This window comes from Vagococcus silagei (assembly GCF_004795745.1).
Classification (GTDB): Bacteria; Bacillota; Bacilli; order Lactobacillales; family Vagococcaceae; genus Vagococcus; species Vagococcus silagei.
The window spans coordinates 91,474-111,194 of the sequence record NZ_SDGV01000018.1; the positions used below are offsets into that span (position 1 = coordinate 91,474).

Consider the following 19,721-nt stretch of genomic DNA (forward strand, 5'->3'; position numbering starts at 1 on the left):
CTCCTTTGTTTGAAGTGGCATTTTTTTATTTATTCTGTGATTAGTGGTATTAATTCAAAACCAGTATTAATTTTTGAGTAAATCGAACAGACAACGAATAATGATTTACCGGCAAATTCGGTTCTTTTAAAGCGGCTTGATGATGCTGGAATATGATGATGTCCATGAATGGCGCCGATAATATTATACTGTTTAAACAGCGCCTTAATCCGTTCATCTGAACAAACATAATCTTTTTGATAAGAACCGCTTTCTGGTGGTAATAAACTAAGCTCATTAAATAATGGCGCATGTGACACAATAACAGTCGGTATCTCAGTATCTTGGTTTAAAAGTTCTACTAAAGTGGTATAAATAAAACCTTGAACTTCTTTTCTACGTAAAACAAGTGCGACGGGTATTGTCAATCCGATATAGCGAATGCCTTCATGAATAATAGATTCATTATGCAACACAACGACTTTTGGAAAGCGTGTTGCGATTTCTGCCTCAACAACCTGATAAAATGGATGGTTGCCAACAGGCAAAAGCGGCCAAGCTTCGTCAGGATTATCAACTAAACACTTGAACCATTCATATTTCAAGAAAGGTTGCCATTGGGGTTGATTTAACTGGTCAGTCTCTGGGAGAATATCACTTAGCTCATGATTTCCCAAGATATAAATACCTCTAATCAGTGCATCACTCACTTTTGAATCTGAGACATCACCCACTAAAATATTGAAATTCAAATTTCTAAACGGCAGTTTTCCATCTAAGACATGACAATCAGAAATCACATTGACTAAGTTACTATTCTCAATCGTTAAAACATTTTCAAAGTATTGTTCTAATTCTTCTGGTCGACGGCTATGGGCAACATAATTTTTTCTAGTTGCTGTCAAACTTTCTTGCATCTCTGAACGTAACAACGGTCGTAATGCCGCAGCCGTTGCTTGTTCTGATATTGCGACCTCTAAATTAGAACGAACTGGGGCTGGTAACCACATTAATGCTTCACTTAAATCAGAATTTTTATTTAAAAGTAGATGTTTATTTTCTGCTAAAAAGCGCGCTTCACCATCATTTTCTGATAATAGTTGCACTTGTTTGCCATCTGTAAAAATTGGTAGTGCATGTGTCAATTGCACCACGAAATTGACGTACTCTGATAAATAACCAGAAATGCCTGTTTTTAGATTCTCACTATACAAAAATTTTCCAGCTAAATTCGCAGAAAGTGGTCCTGTTTCATCATGTTGTAACATGCGTCCTAAAATCTGCATCTCAAAGAGCGGGTCTTTAAAAATTTGTTGATATGCGGCTTGAACTTCCGCTGAATCTTTCCCGACCTTTTTACCCGTCACTTGAAAAATCGAAAGTGCCAAATACGTTTCTAAATTGGGTTTATGTCCTTCAATGTAGGCGTGTGTGGCATCCGGATGTAATAAGGTTTGCACAGCGGCACGTTGAATATAATTGCGAGCAGTATCATAAGGTATAGCCGAATAAACCAAATCCCCGCGACTTGAAATGACTAAACTTTCATTTCGCATATTTAATGTCAGCTGAAAATATTCATTGTTGAAGAGCGTTTTATTAACAGGACGACGCTTATTTTCAGGATAACTGTCCATACGACTAACAATCGCTGCCGGCAAAGTGCTTCCATTTTGAGCCATTTCATTATTTTGCTTATTCTCTATTTTAGCAACTTGATGCTGAACTTCTTCCTGAGTCACAATGATTCACTTCCTTTAAGACTTTGTTATCTGCATTTTAGCACAGGTCTTCAGAGAAACAAATTCTCAAAAAAACGAGACAGCTTTTGAAGCCGTCTCGTAAGATAAATAGATTATTTTTTATGCTTGGCGTTCCACTAAAGAATAGTAAACTTTAGATGTTTGCCAATACATGAAAAGATAGATGAGTAAGAAAATACCAATCGTCCCCAAACTAACGTATAAAAATAGTTGTGTATTACTTAATCCAAAGAGCATTAGCAATTTATCAATCATTGGAAAAGCAAAAACCAAGTGTATCGCAGCTAATGCGATTGGGAAAAAGAAAACCATGAGAATTTGACCATGAATTGTATTCTTCACTTCTTTATGACTCATACCCACGCGTTGCATAATGCTGAAGCGTTCTTGATCTTGGTACCCTTCCGAGATTTGTTTATAGTAAATAATAATCCCTGTAGCAAGTGTAAAGGTAATGCCAAAAATTAATCCTAAGAACAAGAAACCTCCAATAAACATTTGTGAATCTTTACGGTCAATATCCATTGAAGAAATCGGTTGACTTTGCTCTGTCTCGCGAATGGTACTTTTGAGTTCTTTTGCGGCTGCGAGGCGATTTTCGTCACTACCTTCAATATTCATGAAAACAGTTGTTTCGGCCACCGCTTCTTCTGCCGGAATCTTAAAGTCTTTCACTAATTGGGCAACATCTTCTTTATTCGCCATAACTAGAACATGCATATTCATGATCCCTTCCATTTTAGGTAAGAAATCAACATGCTTAATTTTATTTTGAACGTCGTACTGCAAATCTCCAAACTTGATGGTACTTTCTTCATAAGGGTCACTCATTGAATAAAGAGCAACTTTTGAAGGTGCTAAATTTATTTTTTCAGTCGCATTTTTTTCATATTCAGCTTGCGTCATGACTTCAAAATATTCTGCTTTGCTAAAATCACTCATATTAAAATTACCTTTTTCAAGTAATTCATAGTGTTCACCTTTTTTTATTGCCATGATATTTGCTTCAGTTGTATAATCTTTTAATTCTTTAATCTTCACATTGTGTTTTTTCATCACACTCTCGAATTTAACCCGCATCTCGTCAGAATTTTCTGTTACAGTCGCACTAAAATCATATGGGTTACGATTTCTTAATAAATTATCCATTCCCAAATACAAACTGCCCGTTGTTGATAAGGTCACTAAAACCATTGTACAAAGGATTGAAATACTTGCCAGTCCTGCGGCATTTTGTTTCATACGGTAAATCATGCTTGAAACTGAAATAAAATGATTAGGTTGATAGTAATAGCCCTTTTTATTTTTCAAGAATTTCAAGATCATAATACTACTCGACATGAAAAGTGAATACGTACCAACTATTACTAGAATTACCGCAATAAAGAATAAGTTAATCGCTTTAAGTGGTGACTCAATCGTTACCGAAATAATATAGCCTGCCACAATAAAACCTATACCCAAGATAGCTGAAATCCATTTTGTTTTTGGCTCTTTCTCTCCTTTTTGGCCCCCTTTTAATAAATCAATCGGGTTGACGCGACGAATATGAACCACATTTAATAGGAACAAAACCAAGAAAACACCTGCAAAAAGAAGCACAATTGTCAGGTAACTCTTTACACTGAATTCAAACTTAAAGACTTCTGCCGCTTGAATCATACGACCTAGAACTAAGAAACATAAGCGTGAAAAAATTGTCCCCACAACTAAACCACCCACTAACGTGATCACATATGATAGGAGACTTTCCCAAAATAGGACACGCGTCAATTCGGATTTACCCATCCCTAAAATATTATAGAGACCAAACTCTTTTTTACGTTGCTTCAATAAAAAACTGTTGGTATAAATCGAAAAGATTAACGTGAAAATAATAATCACACGACTACCTAAACCAAACATTACTTTTGCTGAATCAGCACCTTGTAGAGTATCCATCCCTTTATTTTCCAGCAGAACTTGCATGACGACATTCATCACAACTAGAAAAATTATTGATAAAAGAAAAGGGGTGTAGATACGACTATTTTTCTTTAAATTGGTTTTCGCTAATTTAAAATAAAACATGCTTATCGCTCCTCTGTTAATAAGACTGTCATAGTCTCAGAAATTGTCGTTAAAAATTGCTCATTGGTTTGATTACCACGGTATAGTTGATTAAAAACTTGACCATCTTTAATGAATAGAACGCGATTCGCATGACTTGCAGCAACCGTACTGTGAGTTACCATTAAAATCGTTTGACCTTCTTGATTTAGTTGCTGGAATAAAGCCAAAAGTTGTGCTGAAGTTTTGGAGTCTAAAGCTCCCGTTGGTTCGTCAGCTAAGATAAGTTCCGGTTCTGTGATAATCGCGCGGGCAGCTGCGACTCTTTGTTGTTGCCCACCTGAAATTTCATATGGATATTTTTCAAGTAATTCAACTAAACCTAGTTTTGGTGCTAATGCGTCTAATCTTTTTTCCATCTCTACTAATGGCTTTTTAGCCAAAACAAGTGGTAAGAAGATATTATCTTTAACTGAAAAATTATCTAATAAGTTAAAATCTTGGAAGACAAAACCTAGATGATTACGACGGAAAATCGCAGCATCTTGTTCTTTGACTTGATTTAAATCTTGTCCATTCAGTTTAATCGAACCTGATGTCGGTTGATCAAGCGTTGCTAAAAGATTAAGCAAGGTACTTTTTCCTGAACCAGATTCACCCATAATTGCAACATATTCGCCAGGTTCAACCGAAAAAGTAATTTCTTTTAAGGCATCAACTGATGTACCACCCAAACGAGTGTGATAAGTTTTCTTTATATTATTAACTTCTAAACGTTTCATTGTCATCGCTCCAGTTGTTTTTTGATAACTTAATGATACCTAACAAAAATAAAAATGCCTACTTACAATCAAAAAAGCAACCTTACAAAAATGTAAGATTGCCATTATTTACTCATCTCGATATTTGGTTTGACTAAAATCAATTTGGATTTTAGTTCCTTTGCCTACTTCAGAAAAGGCGGTCAAACTTAGATCTAATTTACAACCAATCTCCTGACACAGATGGAGTCCTAAACCTGTTGCTTTTTTATCTTCACGACCATTAAATCCTGTATAACCTTTTTCAAAAATTCGCGGTAAGTCTTGTGCTAAAATCCCAATTCCTGTATCCTCAATGCTCAACCGCTCACCCACTAAACGAACGCTTACACCGCCCTTTTGTGTGTACTTAATACTATTAAAAATAATTTGTTCCAACATAAAAGTAAGCCACTTCTCATCTGTTATCACTTCTTTTTCAAAGGGTTCAATTTTAACACTTAAATTTTTTTGAATAAAAAAGGTTGCATATTTCCGAATCACACTTTTCACGACTTCTCCAAGGTTAACTCGCGTAATCACAAAATCTGTTTCAACATGATTCAATTTTAAATAATGTAACATCATCCCTAAATAGTCATCTACCTTAAAAATTTCATTTTTCATTTGCGTTGTCAATTGTGTCTCAGATTGATTTTGAACTAATAAATCCAGTGCAGCTAAAGGTGTTTTAATTTGATGAGTCCACATACTATAGTAATCAAATAAATATTGATTTTGCTGAGTCAATTCCGTGCGCATTTTTTCCTTATCCGCAACAGCTTCTAAGAATAATTGCTGATAATCTTGTACTAGTAATTTTCCTGGTTGTGGTAATTGTGACACTTGATCAAAATAATAACTTTTTTGATGTAAGAGAAACAACAATTTTTGATGTTCATGATACAATTTAATTCCATCATAAAATGACCATCCAACTAAAATTGTACTCGTGAAAAGACAAGCATCCATTAACAAAGCAATGGGCAACTTATACAAGTAAATCGTTAAAAATAAAACAAACCAAATTAAGATAAAAAGAATATACAGCATCTTTTGGTCTTTCAAATAGCGCCAGACAAAACATATTTTACTTTCAGTCTTCATTTTGCGTCACCTCAAGTAAATAACCTCGACCTTTCACTGTCTGAATAACTTTATCCAAACCAATGACTGATAATTTTTTACGTAAACGCGTCATATTTACCGACAGCGTGTTACCATCGACAAATTCATCACTTTCCCAGAGTTTAGCCATCAGTGCTTCGCGACTGACAATTTGACCTGCTCCTTGAAACAGTAATAACAATAATTTTGTTTCGTTTGGTGTTAAATCAACGGTTCCTTCTGAGCTGCGTATTTGATTTTCATGAGCATCTAATTGATAGTCACCTACTGTTTCTAAATTAGACTGCCCAAACTGATAACTTCTCCTAAGTAGTGCTTGAATCTTAGCAATTAAGACTGAGAAATCAAAAGGTTTTGCAATAAAATCATCAGCCCCCATATTCATCGCCATAACCATATTCATATTTTCATCTGCTGACGATAAAAAAATAATGGGTACTTCCGATGATTTACGGATTGTTTGACACCAATAGAAGCCATTAAAAAAGGGTAAATAAATATCTAATAAAACAAGTTCTGCTTCAAAGATAAGCATCTCTTGTTCAACATTTTGGAAATCTTGAACGATTTGACATGTAAACCCCCACTGGGTTAAATGAGTCTCTAAAGATTGCGCAATTGATGCGTCATCTTCGACAATAAATATTCGCTTCGTCATCTCTTCGCCTCATTTCTATTTCTTTATTTAACTATACCAAGTTCAAAGAAAAATAGAAATTAAAAAAACAAGATACCGCATCCCCCCAGCGTGATATCTTGTTTAACTTGTATGTTACTCGATTAATAGGCCATCGCCCTTCCCCATCTCTTACTATACAGCTTTTTGAGCTTGGAAAATCTTGATGTTTGTCCGATTTCGCGACAATTTAGGAACATGATATAGTTTTTAAAATAGAAAAAAACAAGATATCATCATCCCCCCAACGTGATATCTTGTTTAACTTGTATGTTACTCGATTAATAGGCCATCGCCCTTCCCCATCTCTTACTATACGGCTTTTTGAGCTTGGAAAATCTTGATGTTTGTCCGATTTCGCGACAATTTAGGAACTTCAGTGGATTGGAAAAATGCTAACTTGATGTCTGCCTTTTTTAGATGATTTGGATTTGAGTGACTGATAGCTCGATTGGGTACTAAGCTGGGATTAACGGGATTTTGGGAGCAGAGGTTCGGTCACAAGCCAATCTTACGATTAAATAAAAAACCAATTTATTCGTAAGCTCGTCTTGCGACTCACCTCTAAACGCTCCAAAAATCACCTTGTTTTACAGGATTTTGGGAGCATGGGTTCAGCAACAAGCTCATCCTGGTAATAAATCAAAAACCGATTTTTTCTCAGGCTCATCTTGTTGTTCACCCATAAACGCTCCAAAAATCACCTTCAGCTCTGCGCCACCTTTATTCACGGAGCTCTGAAAGCTGGAGTTCAGCATTAAGCTAATCGTCTGATTCTGACACAAACCGTCAGTATCATACGCTTAGCTTACTCCTCACTCCAAACCGCTTTCTGCGCCACCTTTAGTTTCTGCATGATGTTTTGGTTTTCGCCGAATAGTTTTACGAGGTCTTGGTAGATTTCATATAGTTTATCGTATGTTGTTGCTGATTTTTCGTGATGTTTGTAGGTTTCTAAATACTCATCTAATTTCATTTCGTGTGCGACTTGGTGTAGGGTTAGGCTTGGATCGGTCGCTAAGATTGAGAAGATTGCGGCTCCTTTTGCTCCGGTTTCTAACTCATTTGAAATTGCGATTGGTTTCTTTAATACATCGGCATAGATTTGATTAAGTAACTTATTTTTATGTGGTAAGCCGCCACAAAAGACAAGTTGAGCGACCGCAACACCATTTTCTTCAAAATTCTCAATAATCATTCGTTTTCCAAATGCGGTTGCTTCAATTAAAGCACGATAGATTTCTTCTGGTTTTGTTTGTAAGGTCAGCCCAACAATTAAACCTGTTAAATCTGCATTCATAATCGGGGTACGGCTACCATTCCACCAATCTAAGGCTACTAAACCTGACTCACCTGGAGCTAATGGTGTTGCCAGCTCTTCTAAGTATTGATAAATCGACATATTTTTACTACGAGCTTTGACAAAATAATCTTCTGGAACTTGTGTGTCCACAAACCAACTAAAGATATCGCCAACAGCATTTTGTCCTGTTTCATAAGCGTGAAAGCCTCTAACAGCACCATCTTTAACTAAACCGGCTGTCCCTCTAATTAAATCCGTTTCCCTTGATAAAAGAATATCACAACTTGAGGTGCCAATAATATTTAACATTGTATTTGATTGTGCGACTCCTGTTGAAGCAACACAAACATGTGCATCAATATTATTAACTGCCACGACAACTTTTGAAGATAGCCCCAATTCTTGAGCGAATTCTGGTGTTATAAAGCCTGCAGCTGTCCCTAAATCATAGACTTCAGTCGCCAGTTTATCAGCCACGACTGTTTCAAATTCCGGGTGAACAGCTTTAAAATAATCTGTTGATGGATAGCCACCTAAATGTTCTTGATACATTGCTTTATATCCGGCACAAGATTTACTACGACGTTCTTCACCTGTCAATTGCCAAACTAACCAATCACCAGCTTCGATAAAGCGGTCCATCTCATGATAAAGCTCTGGATCTTCTTCAAGTATCTGTAATAATTTAGGAAACAACCATTCTGACGAGATAGCTTCACCATAATATGGGAACCAAGCTTCTTGCCGTTCACGTGCTACCTCGTTAATACGATTCGCTTGTTTTTGTGCCGCATGATGTTTCCACAACTTAACCCACGCATGAGGATGATCTTTATAGCTTTCTTTCTTTAAAATAGGTTGCCCTAATTTATCCACTGGGAGTACGGTACAACAAGTAAAATCAACACCAATACTCTCGATATTTTCAACAACGATATCAACATCAACTGCTTGCCTCACCAAACTTTTAACGACTGTTTTAAGTCCCGTCAAATAATCATCAGTATGTTGCAGACACCAATCAGTGCCTAATTTTTGTGTCGTTTCTGGCAGATAATCAGTAATGACACCATGTGGATAAGCAAAAGTATCAGATGCCACAACTTCGCCTTTCTTTGTATCGATCAACACACCTCGGACTGAAAGTGTGCCATAGTCTAAGCCAATTGCATATTTCGTCATATTTTTCTCCTTTAATTTGAAAGAAAGTCTAAGAAATGCTAGGGAACATTTCTTAGACTTTACTCTTTTATTCTTTATTTATATAGTGGTCCGAATGTTTCGCAGGCTTTAAAATCAACATACTCTTGATCTTTTGTACCAAAGCCAGTGAAAGCATGTGGTCGGAAAATACGTTCTTTTGGAATATTGTGAAGGGCTACTGGTATTCTTAACATACTTGCTAAAGTTAAGACTTCATCCCCAATATGACCATGGACAGTTGCACCATGATTAGCGCCCCAATTGTCCATTACGGTATAGACATCTTCAAACCCTGGCATGCCTACGCGTGGTGCAAACCAAGTTGTTGGCCATGTGCGGTCCGTACGTTTATCTAAGATATTATGAATGTCATCATCTAAGACACATGTGTAACCTTCTGCCACTTGTAGTGTTGGCCCAACGCCATCCACAATATTGACACGAATCATCGTGACAGGCATTTCAACATCTGTATAGAAGTGAGAAGAGAATCCACCACCACGGAAATATTCGTAGTTTGCACGACACCAATCTGTTTTATCTAAACAAGCTTGAATATCGCCATCTGTCATTTCCCAGAATGCTTTCATTGTTGGCTGGCCTGCTTCATCTTTAACCGCTCCACTCCAATCAAGTGCTGAAGCACCTGAATTGATTAAATGAAGGATGCCATTTTCAGCTTTACCTGTTAATTTTTTACCTGTCACACGTTCAACTGATTCAGGACCCCAATATGTTCTCACATCAGAGAAGATTGGTGACTTATTCGTTAATAATGTTCCGAAGAGCATTGAAACAGCATTCAACGTGTCATTTTCAGTCGCAAAAGCTGTCACTGGACGGGCACCACTCCAGTCAAATGTTGACGCCATGATAGCTTCAGTGAAGTCACCATTCGGTAACCAGTCTGTCCATTGACGTTGTCCTTGGAAACCACCAGAAATTGCATTACGTCCGCGCGCTTCTTCATGCCAACCTAAATCTTTTAAGTTTTCGTTTCCGAAAAGAATGTCGCGAATAACTAAAGCTTGTTTCGCAATAAATTCCCAATCTTCATTGGCAGGTACAACTTTTGATTTGGTAATAATTTCAGGGAAATCTTTACCCGCATTTGGATCAAGTCCTTCTTTACAGTGATCTTTAATCCATTGCAATGCTATTTCATATTCTTTTGGATCATAAATTTCTAAGGTAATACGACGTAGAATTTCTGTCATGTCCACATATTCTAAAGTCATACCTAAATATTTTGTGAACAATTGACTATCCGCTTGCGAACCTGCGATTCCCATACAAGATGAGCCTAAGTTCACGTAAGATTTACCTTTCATTTGACCAACTGCGAAAACGCCTTTGGCAAATGAAAGAATTTTTTGTTTTACATCTTCTGGAATGCTATTGTCATCTAATTCTTGAACTTCTTTACCATAAATTTTAAAAGCTGGATAACCTTTTTGAGCATAACCTGCCATTGCAGCAGCAAGATAGACCGCACCTGGTCGTTCTGTACCGTTAAAGCCCCAAATTGCTTTAATCGTTTGATTATTTAAATCTAGTGTTTCTGTTCCGTAACACCAACTTGGTGTCACAGAAAGCGTACCGATAATATTTTCACCTAAAAATTGATTGTCTACTTCACCAGCATCTCCACGTCCACCAATTGTGCGATCAGCAATCACACATTGTACAGGTGTTCCGTCAGCATAATGTAAGGATGATTCAATCAGCTCTTTGGCAGCTACTGCCATTGCCATTGTTTTTTCTTCTAAACTTTCTCGCACGCCGCCTTGACGTCCATCAATCACTGGTCGAATGCCTAATTTTGGATAATTGATTGCCATTCTCTTGTTCGCTCCTTCAAATTTATAATTGATAATTTATGCTTGATTATTTATAAATGATTAGTCATATAATAATTCTTGAATATCTTTATCGTCGATATTATCTTTTGTATACCATTCTACACCTGTATCGATATCTGCTACCTTTTCACCTTTAGATGCTTGAACAGCTAATTTAACTGCTTCATAACCAATTTTGACAGGGTTTTGTGTCACTGAACCTAAAAATTTACCGTTACGGATTGCATCTTGTTGAAGAGCACCTGAGTCAAAACCAACTGCTAAAATTTTATCTTTGTCAGAACCAATACGTCCGCCTAAACCTTCGTCAGCGTTAATGATTGATTTTGCACCATATTCGTTTGAACCGTAAATCGCCATTAAATCTTTTTTCTCTAATAAAGCTGAAGCTTCTGTTTTACCAGCTGCATCTGTGACTTCTGCCGGGACACGCAATTCAATAATTGCGACTGCATCTTTTTCAGCAACTTTGTTTTTGTATTTATCATGACCAGTTACAGCAACTTTACCTTTACCAACTTTTTCATTGCTTTCAAGTAAAGTTGTCATTTTTTCGATAAAACCGCCTGTACGCTCAGAAATTGATAGTGAGTTTACTTCTTGAGAAACAACACCAATACGCATTGGCTCACCGTCAACTCTTTCTTCCATTGCTTGGTATAATTTTTCAGCTGCAATGGCACCAGCTTTTTTGTTATCTGTTGATGCTGTTGCTTTAACCGCACCTTCAGGAGCACCTGGTACACCTGAGTCAAACCCAATAATTGGAATATCTTTCGATTTTGCTGAATCAATCGCATCAAGTTCAGCTTCTGTATCTAGTGCTGCTAGTGCAATCGCACTTGGTTTTTTATTGATCGCATTGTTTAACATTTCTAATTGCTCTGCGATAGCGGTTTCATCTTTTGGTCCAACAAAGTTCATTGTCACGCCTTCTTCTTTAGCCGCTTTTTTAGCGCCTGATTGAACAGCTTTCCAGAAGTCATGTTGGAATCCTTTGGCAACGACTTCAACTGTGCCATTTCCACCTTTTTCTCCGCTTGCTTCTTCTTTTTCTTTACTGCCACATCCTGTTAAAACTAATGTTGCAAGTGCTGATACAGCTAATAAACTCAATACTTTTTTCTTCATTCTCTTATTCTCCTCTATTTAACTAATTTTTTATTTCTATAAATATCAATATAGACAGCTAAAATCACGACAAAACCAGTAATGAAAATTTGGTAATGTGGTTGTAAATCAATATATGGTAAACCAACTTTAAGAACTGTCATGATAAAGACACCAATTACCGTTCCTAAAATTGAGCCAACTCCACCAGCAAGTGACGTACCACCTACGACAACAGCGGCAATTGCATCTAACTCAAATCCAGCTCCGCCACCAGGCATTACAGTTGTATACGTTGCAGCATAAGCAATGGCTGCTAAACCTGCAAAGAATCCTGCAATCACATACGTTGCAGCTTCGACACGCACGATATTAATTCCTGAAAGACGTGTTGCTTCGCGGTTACTACCAACTGCAAAAATGTAACGACCTAATTTCGTTTTTGTTAACACAATTGTTGCGAGTACCGCCATCACAATTAATAAAATAATCCCTGTTGGGAAATTACCTGTTGTTCTAAATAAACTTTTATACCAGCCATCAGCACTGTCACGAAGTGGAAATGTTTCGGTCTGGACATTTGAAACAATCGAACTTAGACCACGTGTAATCATCATTGTTCCTAATGTTGCAATAAACGCTGGTAATCTTAATTTAGCAACTAAAATACCATTGATAAAACCAAAGAACGTTGACATTGATAAAATTGCGATTAAAGCAACCCATAATGGTAAATGCAATTGATTATATAGCACACCACCAGTAATTGCGGCACACATCATGTTCGTTCCAATTGATAAATCAATTCCGCCTGTAATGATGACAAATGTGACACCTAACGCCAAGAAACCAACGTAATATGATGCATCTAAAATACTTGTTAAGGTTGATGAACTACGAAAGGCTGGACTCATTGCTGAGAAAAACCCATAGATTAAAAATAAAACAATTAAAATTATCAGCTGTTGTAAGCCAACTTTTGTTTTAATTTTAGAAAGTAAACCTTCTTTTGGCTGTGTGACTGCCTTCTTTTCTAATGTATTTTCCATTTATACAACCGCCTCTCTCATTGTGGCAAAGTGTAGAATTTTTTCTTGTGTTGCCTCAGAAATATCTAACTCACCTGTTTTACGACCTTCACACATCACCATGATCCGATCACTCATTCTTAAAATTTCCGTTAATTCAGAGGAAATCATAATAATCGATTTACCCATCTTCGTTAACTCTGTCATCAATTCATATATTTCACTTTTGGCACCAACATCAATTCCGCGTGTTGGTTCATCAAAAATTAAAATATCACTATTTTGTTCTAACCACTTGGCAATCACGACTTTCTGCTGATTTCCACCTGAAAGGTTACGAATCAATTGTTTACCAGATGGTGTCTTAATGCCTAAAGTATCGATAAATTTATCACTTGTTTGATGAATTTTTTGGTCATTAATCAAACCACCTTTAACATAGTTTTTCAGATTGGTCATAACAATATTATTTTCAACTGACATCCCAACGATGACACCATATTGTTTACGGTCTTCAGAAAGATAACCAATACCATGTTCAACTGCATCTTTTGGTTGCGTAATCTCTACTTTTTGTTGATGTACATAAATATCACCCGAATCCTTTTGATCGGCACCAAAAATCAAGCGAGCCATCTCGGTTCGACCAGCACCCATCAAACCAGAAACGCCAAGAATTTCACCGCGTTTTAATTCAAAGTTTAAGTCAACGACTTTCTTACCATAATTCAAATCTTTCACTGCTAAAACAACCTCAGCATCAGGCGCTACTTCAGAATGTTGTTTGGGTTCTTCAAAAATCACCCGACCAACCATCATATCAATGATTTCGTCTTTCGTTGATTTTTCAGTATCCAGTGTGCCAACATATTCGCCGTCACGCATAACCGTTACCCGGTCAGTAATTAATTTAATTTCATCCATTCGGTGAGAAATATAGACAATGCCTATATTCTCTTTCTTTAATTCGGCAATTATTTTGAAAAGTTCTTTAATTTCAGCTTCCGTTAATGCGGCAGTTGGTTCATCAAAAACAACAATTTTAGCGTTCATCGAAATCGCTTTGGCAATTTCGACCATTTGCATTTTACCTACTGTTAAATTTCCAACTTTTTCTTTAGGATTGACTTCCATATTTAATTTTGCGAAAAGTTGGCATGTTTTCTCATTAATGGCATGATCATCTGTAAAGAAACCTTTCATTGACTCACGGCCAATAAATATATTCTGAGCGACTGTTAGGTGCTGAATCATATTTAATTCTTGATGAACAATCACAATTCCCGCATCCATCGCTTCTTTGGGACTCTTAAATTCAACCGGTTGACCATCATAAATAATTTCGCCTTCGTCTTTTTCGTAAATACCAGTTAGAATTTTCATCAACGTTGATTTACCCGCTCCATTTTCACCCATCAGAGCGTGAACTTCGCCTGGACGCAAGTTGAGATTGGTCGCCTTAAGCGCTTGAACGGCACCAAATCTTTTAGAAATCCCTTTCATTTCTAAAATTGCTTCACTCATTCGTTATTGACCTCCTTGTTAATTCACAACACCTTTTTTAAGTAAGATGTTGGCATATATTTGTTCTTCACCTGTTGCGACAATTGCATAAGCCTGCTTGCCTTTTTCATAAAAAGCCTGACGCTCAATCATCTCTATCTTGTCATTTTCAGTTGCCGCTTCCTCAATAATTGTTTGATACGTTTCCCAAATGACTGGCACTGTATCATCACCAGGTGCAACTGCCATTAAACCAATCGCATATTCTTGATAGGTATCTAATGGTAAAAGTTCTAAAATGCTTTTAAGTAATTCTGGAACACCCAAACCATCACAGCGAACCAAACGTTTTGCATGTGATGCTGCTGGATAATTACCGTCTGCGATGACAATTTCATCACCGTGGCCCATCTCCAAAAGCACTTTTACGAGTTCTGGAGATAAATTTTTAGGTATATTTTTTAACATCATGAAACCTCCACTTTTGTTTGATTTAGTAACTGTTGATATCTTGAAAAATGTTGATCCCAATCATAGCGCTCTTCAGGATAAAAATAGCGCACATTGGCAAACTTTTTAATCCATTCGCGCGCTTCGTAAACGGATACCAAAGCGCCGTGGGTAATGAGTTGTTGTATTAAATTACCTAAGGCTGTTGCTTCAACTGGTCCAGCACAAACACGCATCCCTGAAGCATTAGCAACCATTTGACAAAGAATAGCCGATTTTGAACCGCCACCGACAATATTCACTGTATCAAACTCACGACCGACAGCATCTGTGATTTCAAAAAATGTATATTTGTATTTAAATGCCAAACTTTCATACACACAGCGAAAAAATTCTCCCGGGGTCTCAGGAATCGATTGCCCTGTTTGAGTGGCATAGTCTTGAATTTTTTGCTTCATAGCGCCTGGTTTTCCAAATCTGGCATCATCAGTATCAATCAAACATTTAAAATGTTCTGCAAGTTCGCTCATTTTACTGATTTCTTCATAGTTATAAGTTGTGCCTGCTAATTCATATTCACGCTTTAATTCTTGAATGATCCAAAGTCCGGTACAATTTTTTAAGAATCGAGTTGTGCGTTGATTGCCACTTTCGTTTGTTAAATTATACTCTTGTGCTTTTTCTGTCATCACTGGACTTGTTAGCTCAGTGCCAACTAATGACCATGTACCACAGGAAATAAATAAGAAATTTTGATTTGATGGTACGCTGAGAACAGCACTCGCCGTGTCATGCTCACAAACATTAATCACTTGAATCGGTGGGACACCTAATGCTGATTTAACTGTTCCTAAGAGATGTCCTTCTGGAACAAGTTCAGGAAATAGTGTCTCAGGAATACCCAAAACATGCATCAAGTCTGTATCCCATTCTTTATTTCGTGGATTCATTAGTTGTGTCGTTGAAGCAATACTTTGTTCCGCACGCATCTCACCTGTTAACAAATAATTAAGTAAGTCTGGCATTAGAAGAATTTTGGCAACCTGATTAAATTTCTTTGTTTCTTTCATTTTGACGGTCAACAATTGAAATAATGTATTTATTTCCATTATTTGATTACCCGTACGTTGATACAATTCATCAATTGAAATTCGCGGATAAATATAATCAACACTACCTTGTGTGCGTTTGTCACGATAATGAACTGGATTTTGAATAAGTTCTCCTTGTTCATTCAACATGCCAAAATCAACACCCCAAGTATCAATGCCTAAACTTTTAATTTCATATTTTGCGGTTGCTTTTTTAATACCTTCAATAATGTTGGCTAGCAAATAGTCAATATCCCAATAAAGAGTGCCGTCTTCTTCTAACACACGATTTTCAAAACGGTGGACTTCCTCCGTTACCAAATCATAATCATTAAACTTACCTACAATTGCTCGACCAGAAGACGCGCCAAAATCAAATGCTAAAACATTTAATTTCATCCATACTGCCTCCTTTTTAAGAATACTTTTTATAACCAGGATGCTTTCCTGTAACTTTATAACCTTCACGCATCGCAAATAATTTATCTAATGTATCACGATCAATTTCTTCCTCCGCTTTACCACCTAACAACATTCTGGCGTGAAAAACTGTATTAGCCACAAGTTCTAGCGTTTCCATACGGTAATAGGCTGTAATCACATCTGAACCAACTGATAAAGCACCGTGATTTTCTAACAGAATCACATCATGCTCAGGTAAAAATGTTGCGATACTTTCTGGTACTTCATCTGTCGAAGGAATACCAAACGGTGCAATTGGAATTGATCCGATAGCGATTGAATTTTCAATTAATGAATAACTATCTAAAGGCATTTTCGCTAATGCGAAAGCTGTCGCTACAGGCGGATGCGCATGTACCACACCATTTACATCATCACGATCTTGATACACTCGTAAATGCATCTTCACTTCACTAGAAGGACGATACCCCTCTTCAGCTTCAATGATTTCATAATCTTTGGTAATTCTGATTAATTTTTCTGGAGTGATAAATCCTTTACTAATACCAGTTGGTGTACAAAGAAATGTACCGTCTTCAAGTCGAACAGAAACATTTCCGTCGTTTGCAGCGACCCAACCTTTCTGCCACATTTTATTACAAACATCGCAAATTTGATTTTTTATTTCATCGAGATTCATCTTATTTCCTCATTTCCGATTGATTTTAACTCCAATTCATCATAATATAGAACTATGCTTTTGCATATATGTGACGTATTATTTGAACAATATGTCACATCATTAGCCAAAATTCTTCAAAATTTTTCATTTTTATTCAACAACTAGGGGAGGACCAACATGATTCAAGAAGAAAGAATGACTGATATTCTTAATATTTTGAAAAAAAGAAAAAAAATCTCGAATGATGAACTTGCATCAATTCTTTATTGTAGTCCATCAACTTTACGCCGAGATTTAATCAAACTAGAAAATCAAAAACTCATTAGACGCGTTGTAGGGGGATCAGTTTTAAATATTGCTTCAACAAATGAGCCTTCTTTTTACTACCGCGAAACAAATCAAATTCCAGAAAAGAAAATGATTTGCGAACTTGCCAAAGACTTCATTGGTGATGGTATGTGTATCTTTGTCGACTCAAGTAGTACAGTGCAACAATTGATTCCATTATTGGAAACGGTTTCTAATCTTGTGATTCTAACCAATGGATTACGTGTCGCACTAAGCATTAGTGATATGAACGACGAATCGATAAAAGCCTTTTTAATTGGTGGCGAGATCAAACGAAATTCTAGTTCTGTCGTGGGTACTGATTTTTCTAAATCCTTCACAGAACAATTTAATATTGATTTGGCTATTTTTTCTTGTCGGGGTATCGACCAAAAAGGTGTTTATGAAGCAAGCCTCAGTCAAGCACAGATCAAACAGAACTTTTTAAAGACAGCTCAAAAATCAATTTTGTTAGTCGACGATACCAAATTTGATTCAACTCATTTCTTTAAAGTTGCTGATCTTGATAAATTTTCAAATGTTATTACTAATAAAAAACCTGATGATTCCTATCTTGAAACTTTTGAAGAAAAAGGAATTGAATGTTTTTATGAAGACAAATAAAAAGAACTGAAATCACACAACGAATTGTGATTTCAGTTCTTTATTTGATTATTGATCAAGTTGTTTTAATGCTTCTTTTTTTGCGAATGGCGTTAGCTCAGTTTGCTTACAATAAGCAACAACCCAAACTGGATTAACTTTTGCATATTGACGTAATGACCAGCCAATTGCTTTTTGAATAAAAAATTCATCCGTCTTCAAATCATATTCAATGGCTTTAGTTAATAGTTCGACATTCGTTAATTCTTTTTCCATCAACTGTAAATTAATCGACACACGACGCATCCAAAAATCTTCATGTTGATAAAAATGATTGAAGACGATCTCTTTTTCATCTGGATGAGCTTTAATGTAAAGACCAAAAACTTTACGCCAGGCATCTACTGTATCCCACCATGCTTTTTCTTGAACAAAGCGACTATATGCTTTTAGATCAAACCACGTCAAACGTTTCACATTAGCTTCACACATTTCAATCGCAACATTTTGATATTCACGCTCGTCACGCATATACAATGACTCAACAGCTTGAAAAAGTTCAGCTAAACTTAATCGTTTACTTGCCACAATCAGTGTTTTGCTTTGTTTTCGACGTTCAGGTGCTTTGGTACCCACAAAAGGATAACGATTGCGCATGTAGGCAGACATCGCCACTGCATCTTCCTTTTTACCACTTAACACAAAGGTTTCAATCTTCATCTTATTCACTCTTTTCTTCTATAAATACAGGATCATTCTTAATCGGAATAAACTTTCCCGCAAATTTATATTTTTCCCGATTCTTCAAATAAAAGAAGCCAAAAACAGAAAAGATAATTGCTCCGATAAAGTTCACAATTAAATCTTTCATCGTATCAATGACGCCAACATCAAGGTAACCACCATCAATCGTGGTCATAATTTCTTGCCCCGATTCATCAAGTGAATAAATTTCTGTTCGCTTGATATTATCTACCACAACTGGTATATTTCGTCCCTCTGGTTCAAGCTCAACTGTTGAAATTTTTTGTACGACACGGTCTTTTTGCATATCTAAATTCAAAATTTGATCTGCACCAAACTCAATAAATTCCCACATGACGCCAATTGTCATCGAAAAGCAAAAACCAACTAGTACAACAAACAATGGTGAGAGTTTAAAAGTAAAACGTTTATTTTGATTCAAAATATCCACTAACGAAAAACCGATTGCCGCTGCTAAAAAACCATTCACAGTATGTAACATTGTATCCCAATGTGGGACAGTGCCATAAAAATTCATAATCTCCCCAAGAATCTCGGCTGCAAAAATAAAAAGTAATATAATTGCTTCTAAAACCTTAGGTAACGTAATTCCCATTCTTCTTTCAAAGATACTGGGAATGAAAAATAAAATTAAGGTTAAAATACAGATAAAAACACTACTCCAATTTTGAATCATTATCTGACGAATCATCGTCACAACGACAATAAATCTCAGGAGGAAGTAAATACTTAAATGAAACTTTTTCTTCTTAATCATAAACAACAATCTCCTAACTACACTATAAAACATTTGCTGCTAAATTCGTTCATTTTTTAGCATAGTTAAAACCTAACACAGTTAACAATTCCAGGCAATACTAAAGGATGATGTAAGCGTTTTGAGATGAATAATAAGACGATCCTTGAAATAAACTGGTTTTTAGTTTCTTTCAAGGAGGGCTTATTACTGAATCTCAGCTTACAGAATCCAGACACCACTAAAGGATGATGTAAGCGT

At 36.4% G+C, this 19,721-nt stretch carries 16 protein-coding genes; 1 reads left to right on the forward strand and 15 read right to left on the reverse strand.

Annotated elements, in window-relative coordinates:
- Positions 1-29 precede the first annotated feature (29 nt).
- The 13 genes from ESZ54_RS09010 to ESZ54_RS09070 form a co-directional block, all read right to left on the reverse strand.
- On the reverse strand, positions 30-1,661 hold the full coding sequence (locus ESZ54_RS09010) for a metallophosphoesterase family protein (protein WP_136137391.1): 1,632 nt from the start codon (positions 1,659-1,661) through the stop codon (positions 30-32).
- 180 nt (positions 1,662-1,841) lie between these two features.
- Complete coding sequence (locus tag ESZ54_RS09015) at positions 1,842-3,812, reverse strand: ABC transporter permease (RefSeq protein ID WP_136137342.1); 1,971 nt, start codon at positions 3,810-3,812, stop codon at positions 1,842-1,844.
- Positions 3,813-3,814: 2 nt separating this feature from the next.
- A complete protein-coding gene (locus ESZ54_RS09020; protein WP_204249533.1) occupies positions 3,815-4,573 on the reverse strand; it encodes an ABC transporter ATP-binding protein in 759 nt (252 codons plus the stop codon).
- A gap of 108 nt (positions 4,574-4,681) precedes the next feature.
- The gene (locus tag ESZ54_RS09025; protein WP_136137344.1) at positions 4,682-5,698 is read right to left on the reverse strand and encodes a sensor histidine kinase; all 1,017 of its coding nucleotides are present in this window, start codon (positions 5,696-5,698) and stop codon (positions 4,682-4,684) included.
- Positions 5,688-6,377 carry a response regulator transcription factor gene (locus ESZ54_RS09030; protein WP_136137345.1) on the reverse strand — a complete coding sequence of 230 codons (690 nt, stop codon included), beginning with the start codon at positions 6,375-6,377 and terminating at the stop codon, positions 5,688-5,690. The genes ESZ54_RS09025 and ESZ54_RS09030 overlap by 11 nt, the downstream gene beginning before the upstream one ends.
- Before the next feature lie 826 nt (positions 6,378-7,203).
- A complete protein-coding gene (locus tag ESZ54_RS09035; RefSeq protein WP_136137346.1) occupies positions 7,204-8,880 on the reverse strand; it encodes a ribulokinase in 1,677 nt (558 codons plus the stop codon).
- A gap of 74 nt (positions 8,881-8,954) precedes the next feature.
- A complete protein-coding gene (locus ESZ54_RS09040; protein ID WP_204249534.1) occupies positions 8,955-10,742 on the reverse strand; it encodes an L-fucose isomerase in 1,788 nt (595 codons plus the stop codon).
- Positions 10,743-10,802: 60 nt separating this feature from the next.
- Complete coding sequence (locus ESZ54_RS09045) at positions 10,803-11,894, reverse strand: ABC transporter substrate-binding protein (protein WP_136137347.1); 1,092 nt, start codon at positions 11,892-11,894, stop codon at positions 10,803-10,805.
- Between the two features lie 14 nt (positions 11,895-11,908).
- A complete protein-coding gene (locus tag ESZ54_RS09050; protein WP_136137348.1) occupies positions 11,909-12,922 on the reverse strand; it encodes an ABC transporter permease in 1,014 nt (337 codons plus the stop codon).
- The gene (locus tag ESZ54_RS09055; protein ID WP_136137349.1) at positions 12,923-14,425 is read right to left on the reverse strand and encodes a sugar ABC transporter ATP-binding protein; all 1,503 of its coding nucleotides are present in this window, start codon (positions 14,423-14,425) and stop codon (positions 12,923-12,925) included. It lies immediately after the preceding gene.
- 18 nt (positions 14,426-14,443) lie between these two features.
- Complete coding sequence (locus ESZ54_RS09060; RefSeq protein WP_136137350.1) at positions 14,444-14,872, reverse strand: RbsD/FucU family protein; 429 nt, start codon at positions 14,870-14,872, stop codon at positions 14,444-14,446.
- A complete protein-coding gene (locus tag ESZ54_RS09065; protein WP_136137351.1) occupies positions 14,872-16,344 on the reverse strand; it encodes a rhamnulokinase in 1,473 nt (490 codons plus the stop codon). The genes ESZ54_RS09060 and ESZ54_RS09065 overlap by 1 nt, the downstream gene beginning before the upstream one ends.
- Before the next feature lie 16 nt (positions 16,345-16,360).
- Complete coding sequence (locus ESZ54_RS09070; protein WP_136137352.1) at positions 16,361-17,047, reverse strand: class II aldolase/adducin family protein; 687 nt, start codon at positions 17,045-17,047, stop codon at positions 16,361-16,363.
- A gap of 159 nt (positions 17,048-17,206) precedes the next feature.
- Between ESZ54_RS09070 and ESZ54_RS09075 the strand changes: the two genes are divergently transcribed.
- A complete protein-coding gene (locus ESZ54_RS09075) occupies positions 17,207-17,980 on the forward strand; it encodes a DeoR/GlpR family DNA-binding transcription regulator (protein WP_136137353.1) in 774 nt (257 codons plus the stop codon).
- Between the two features lie 48 nt (positions 17,981-18,028).
- Here the strand turns inward: ESZ54_RS09075 and ESZ54_RS09080 are convergent, their stop codons facing one another.
- Together ESZ54_RS09080 and ESZ54_RS09085 are read right to left on the reverse strand one after the other, a co-directional pair.
- Positions 18,029-18,679 carry a DNA alkylation repair protein gene (locus ESZ54_RS09080; RefSeq protein ID WP_136137354.1) on the reverse strand — a complete coding sequence of 217 codons (651 nt, stop codon included), beginning with the start codon at positions 18,677-18,679 and terminating at the stop codon, positions 18,029-18,031.
- A gap of 1 nt (position 18,680) precedes the next feature.
- Positions 18,681-19,481, reverse strand: coding sequence for a DUF2238 domain-containing protein (locus ESZ54_RS09085; RefSeq protein WP_136137355.1), 801 nt, complete (start codon positions 19,479-19,481; stop codon positions 18,681-18,683).
- Positions 19,482-19,721: the final 240 nt, after the last annotated feature.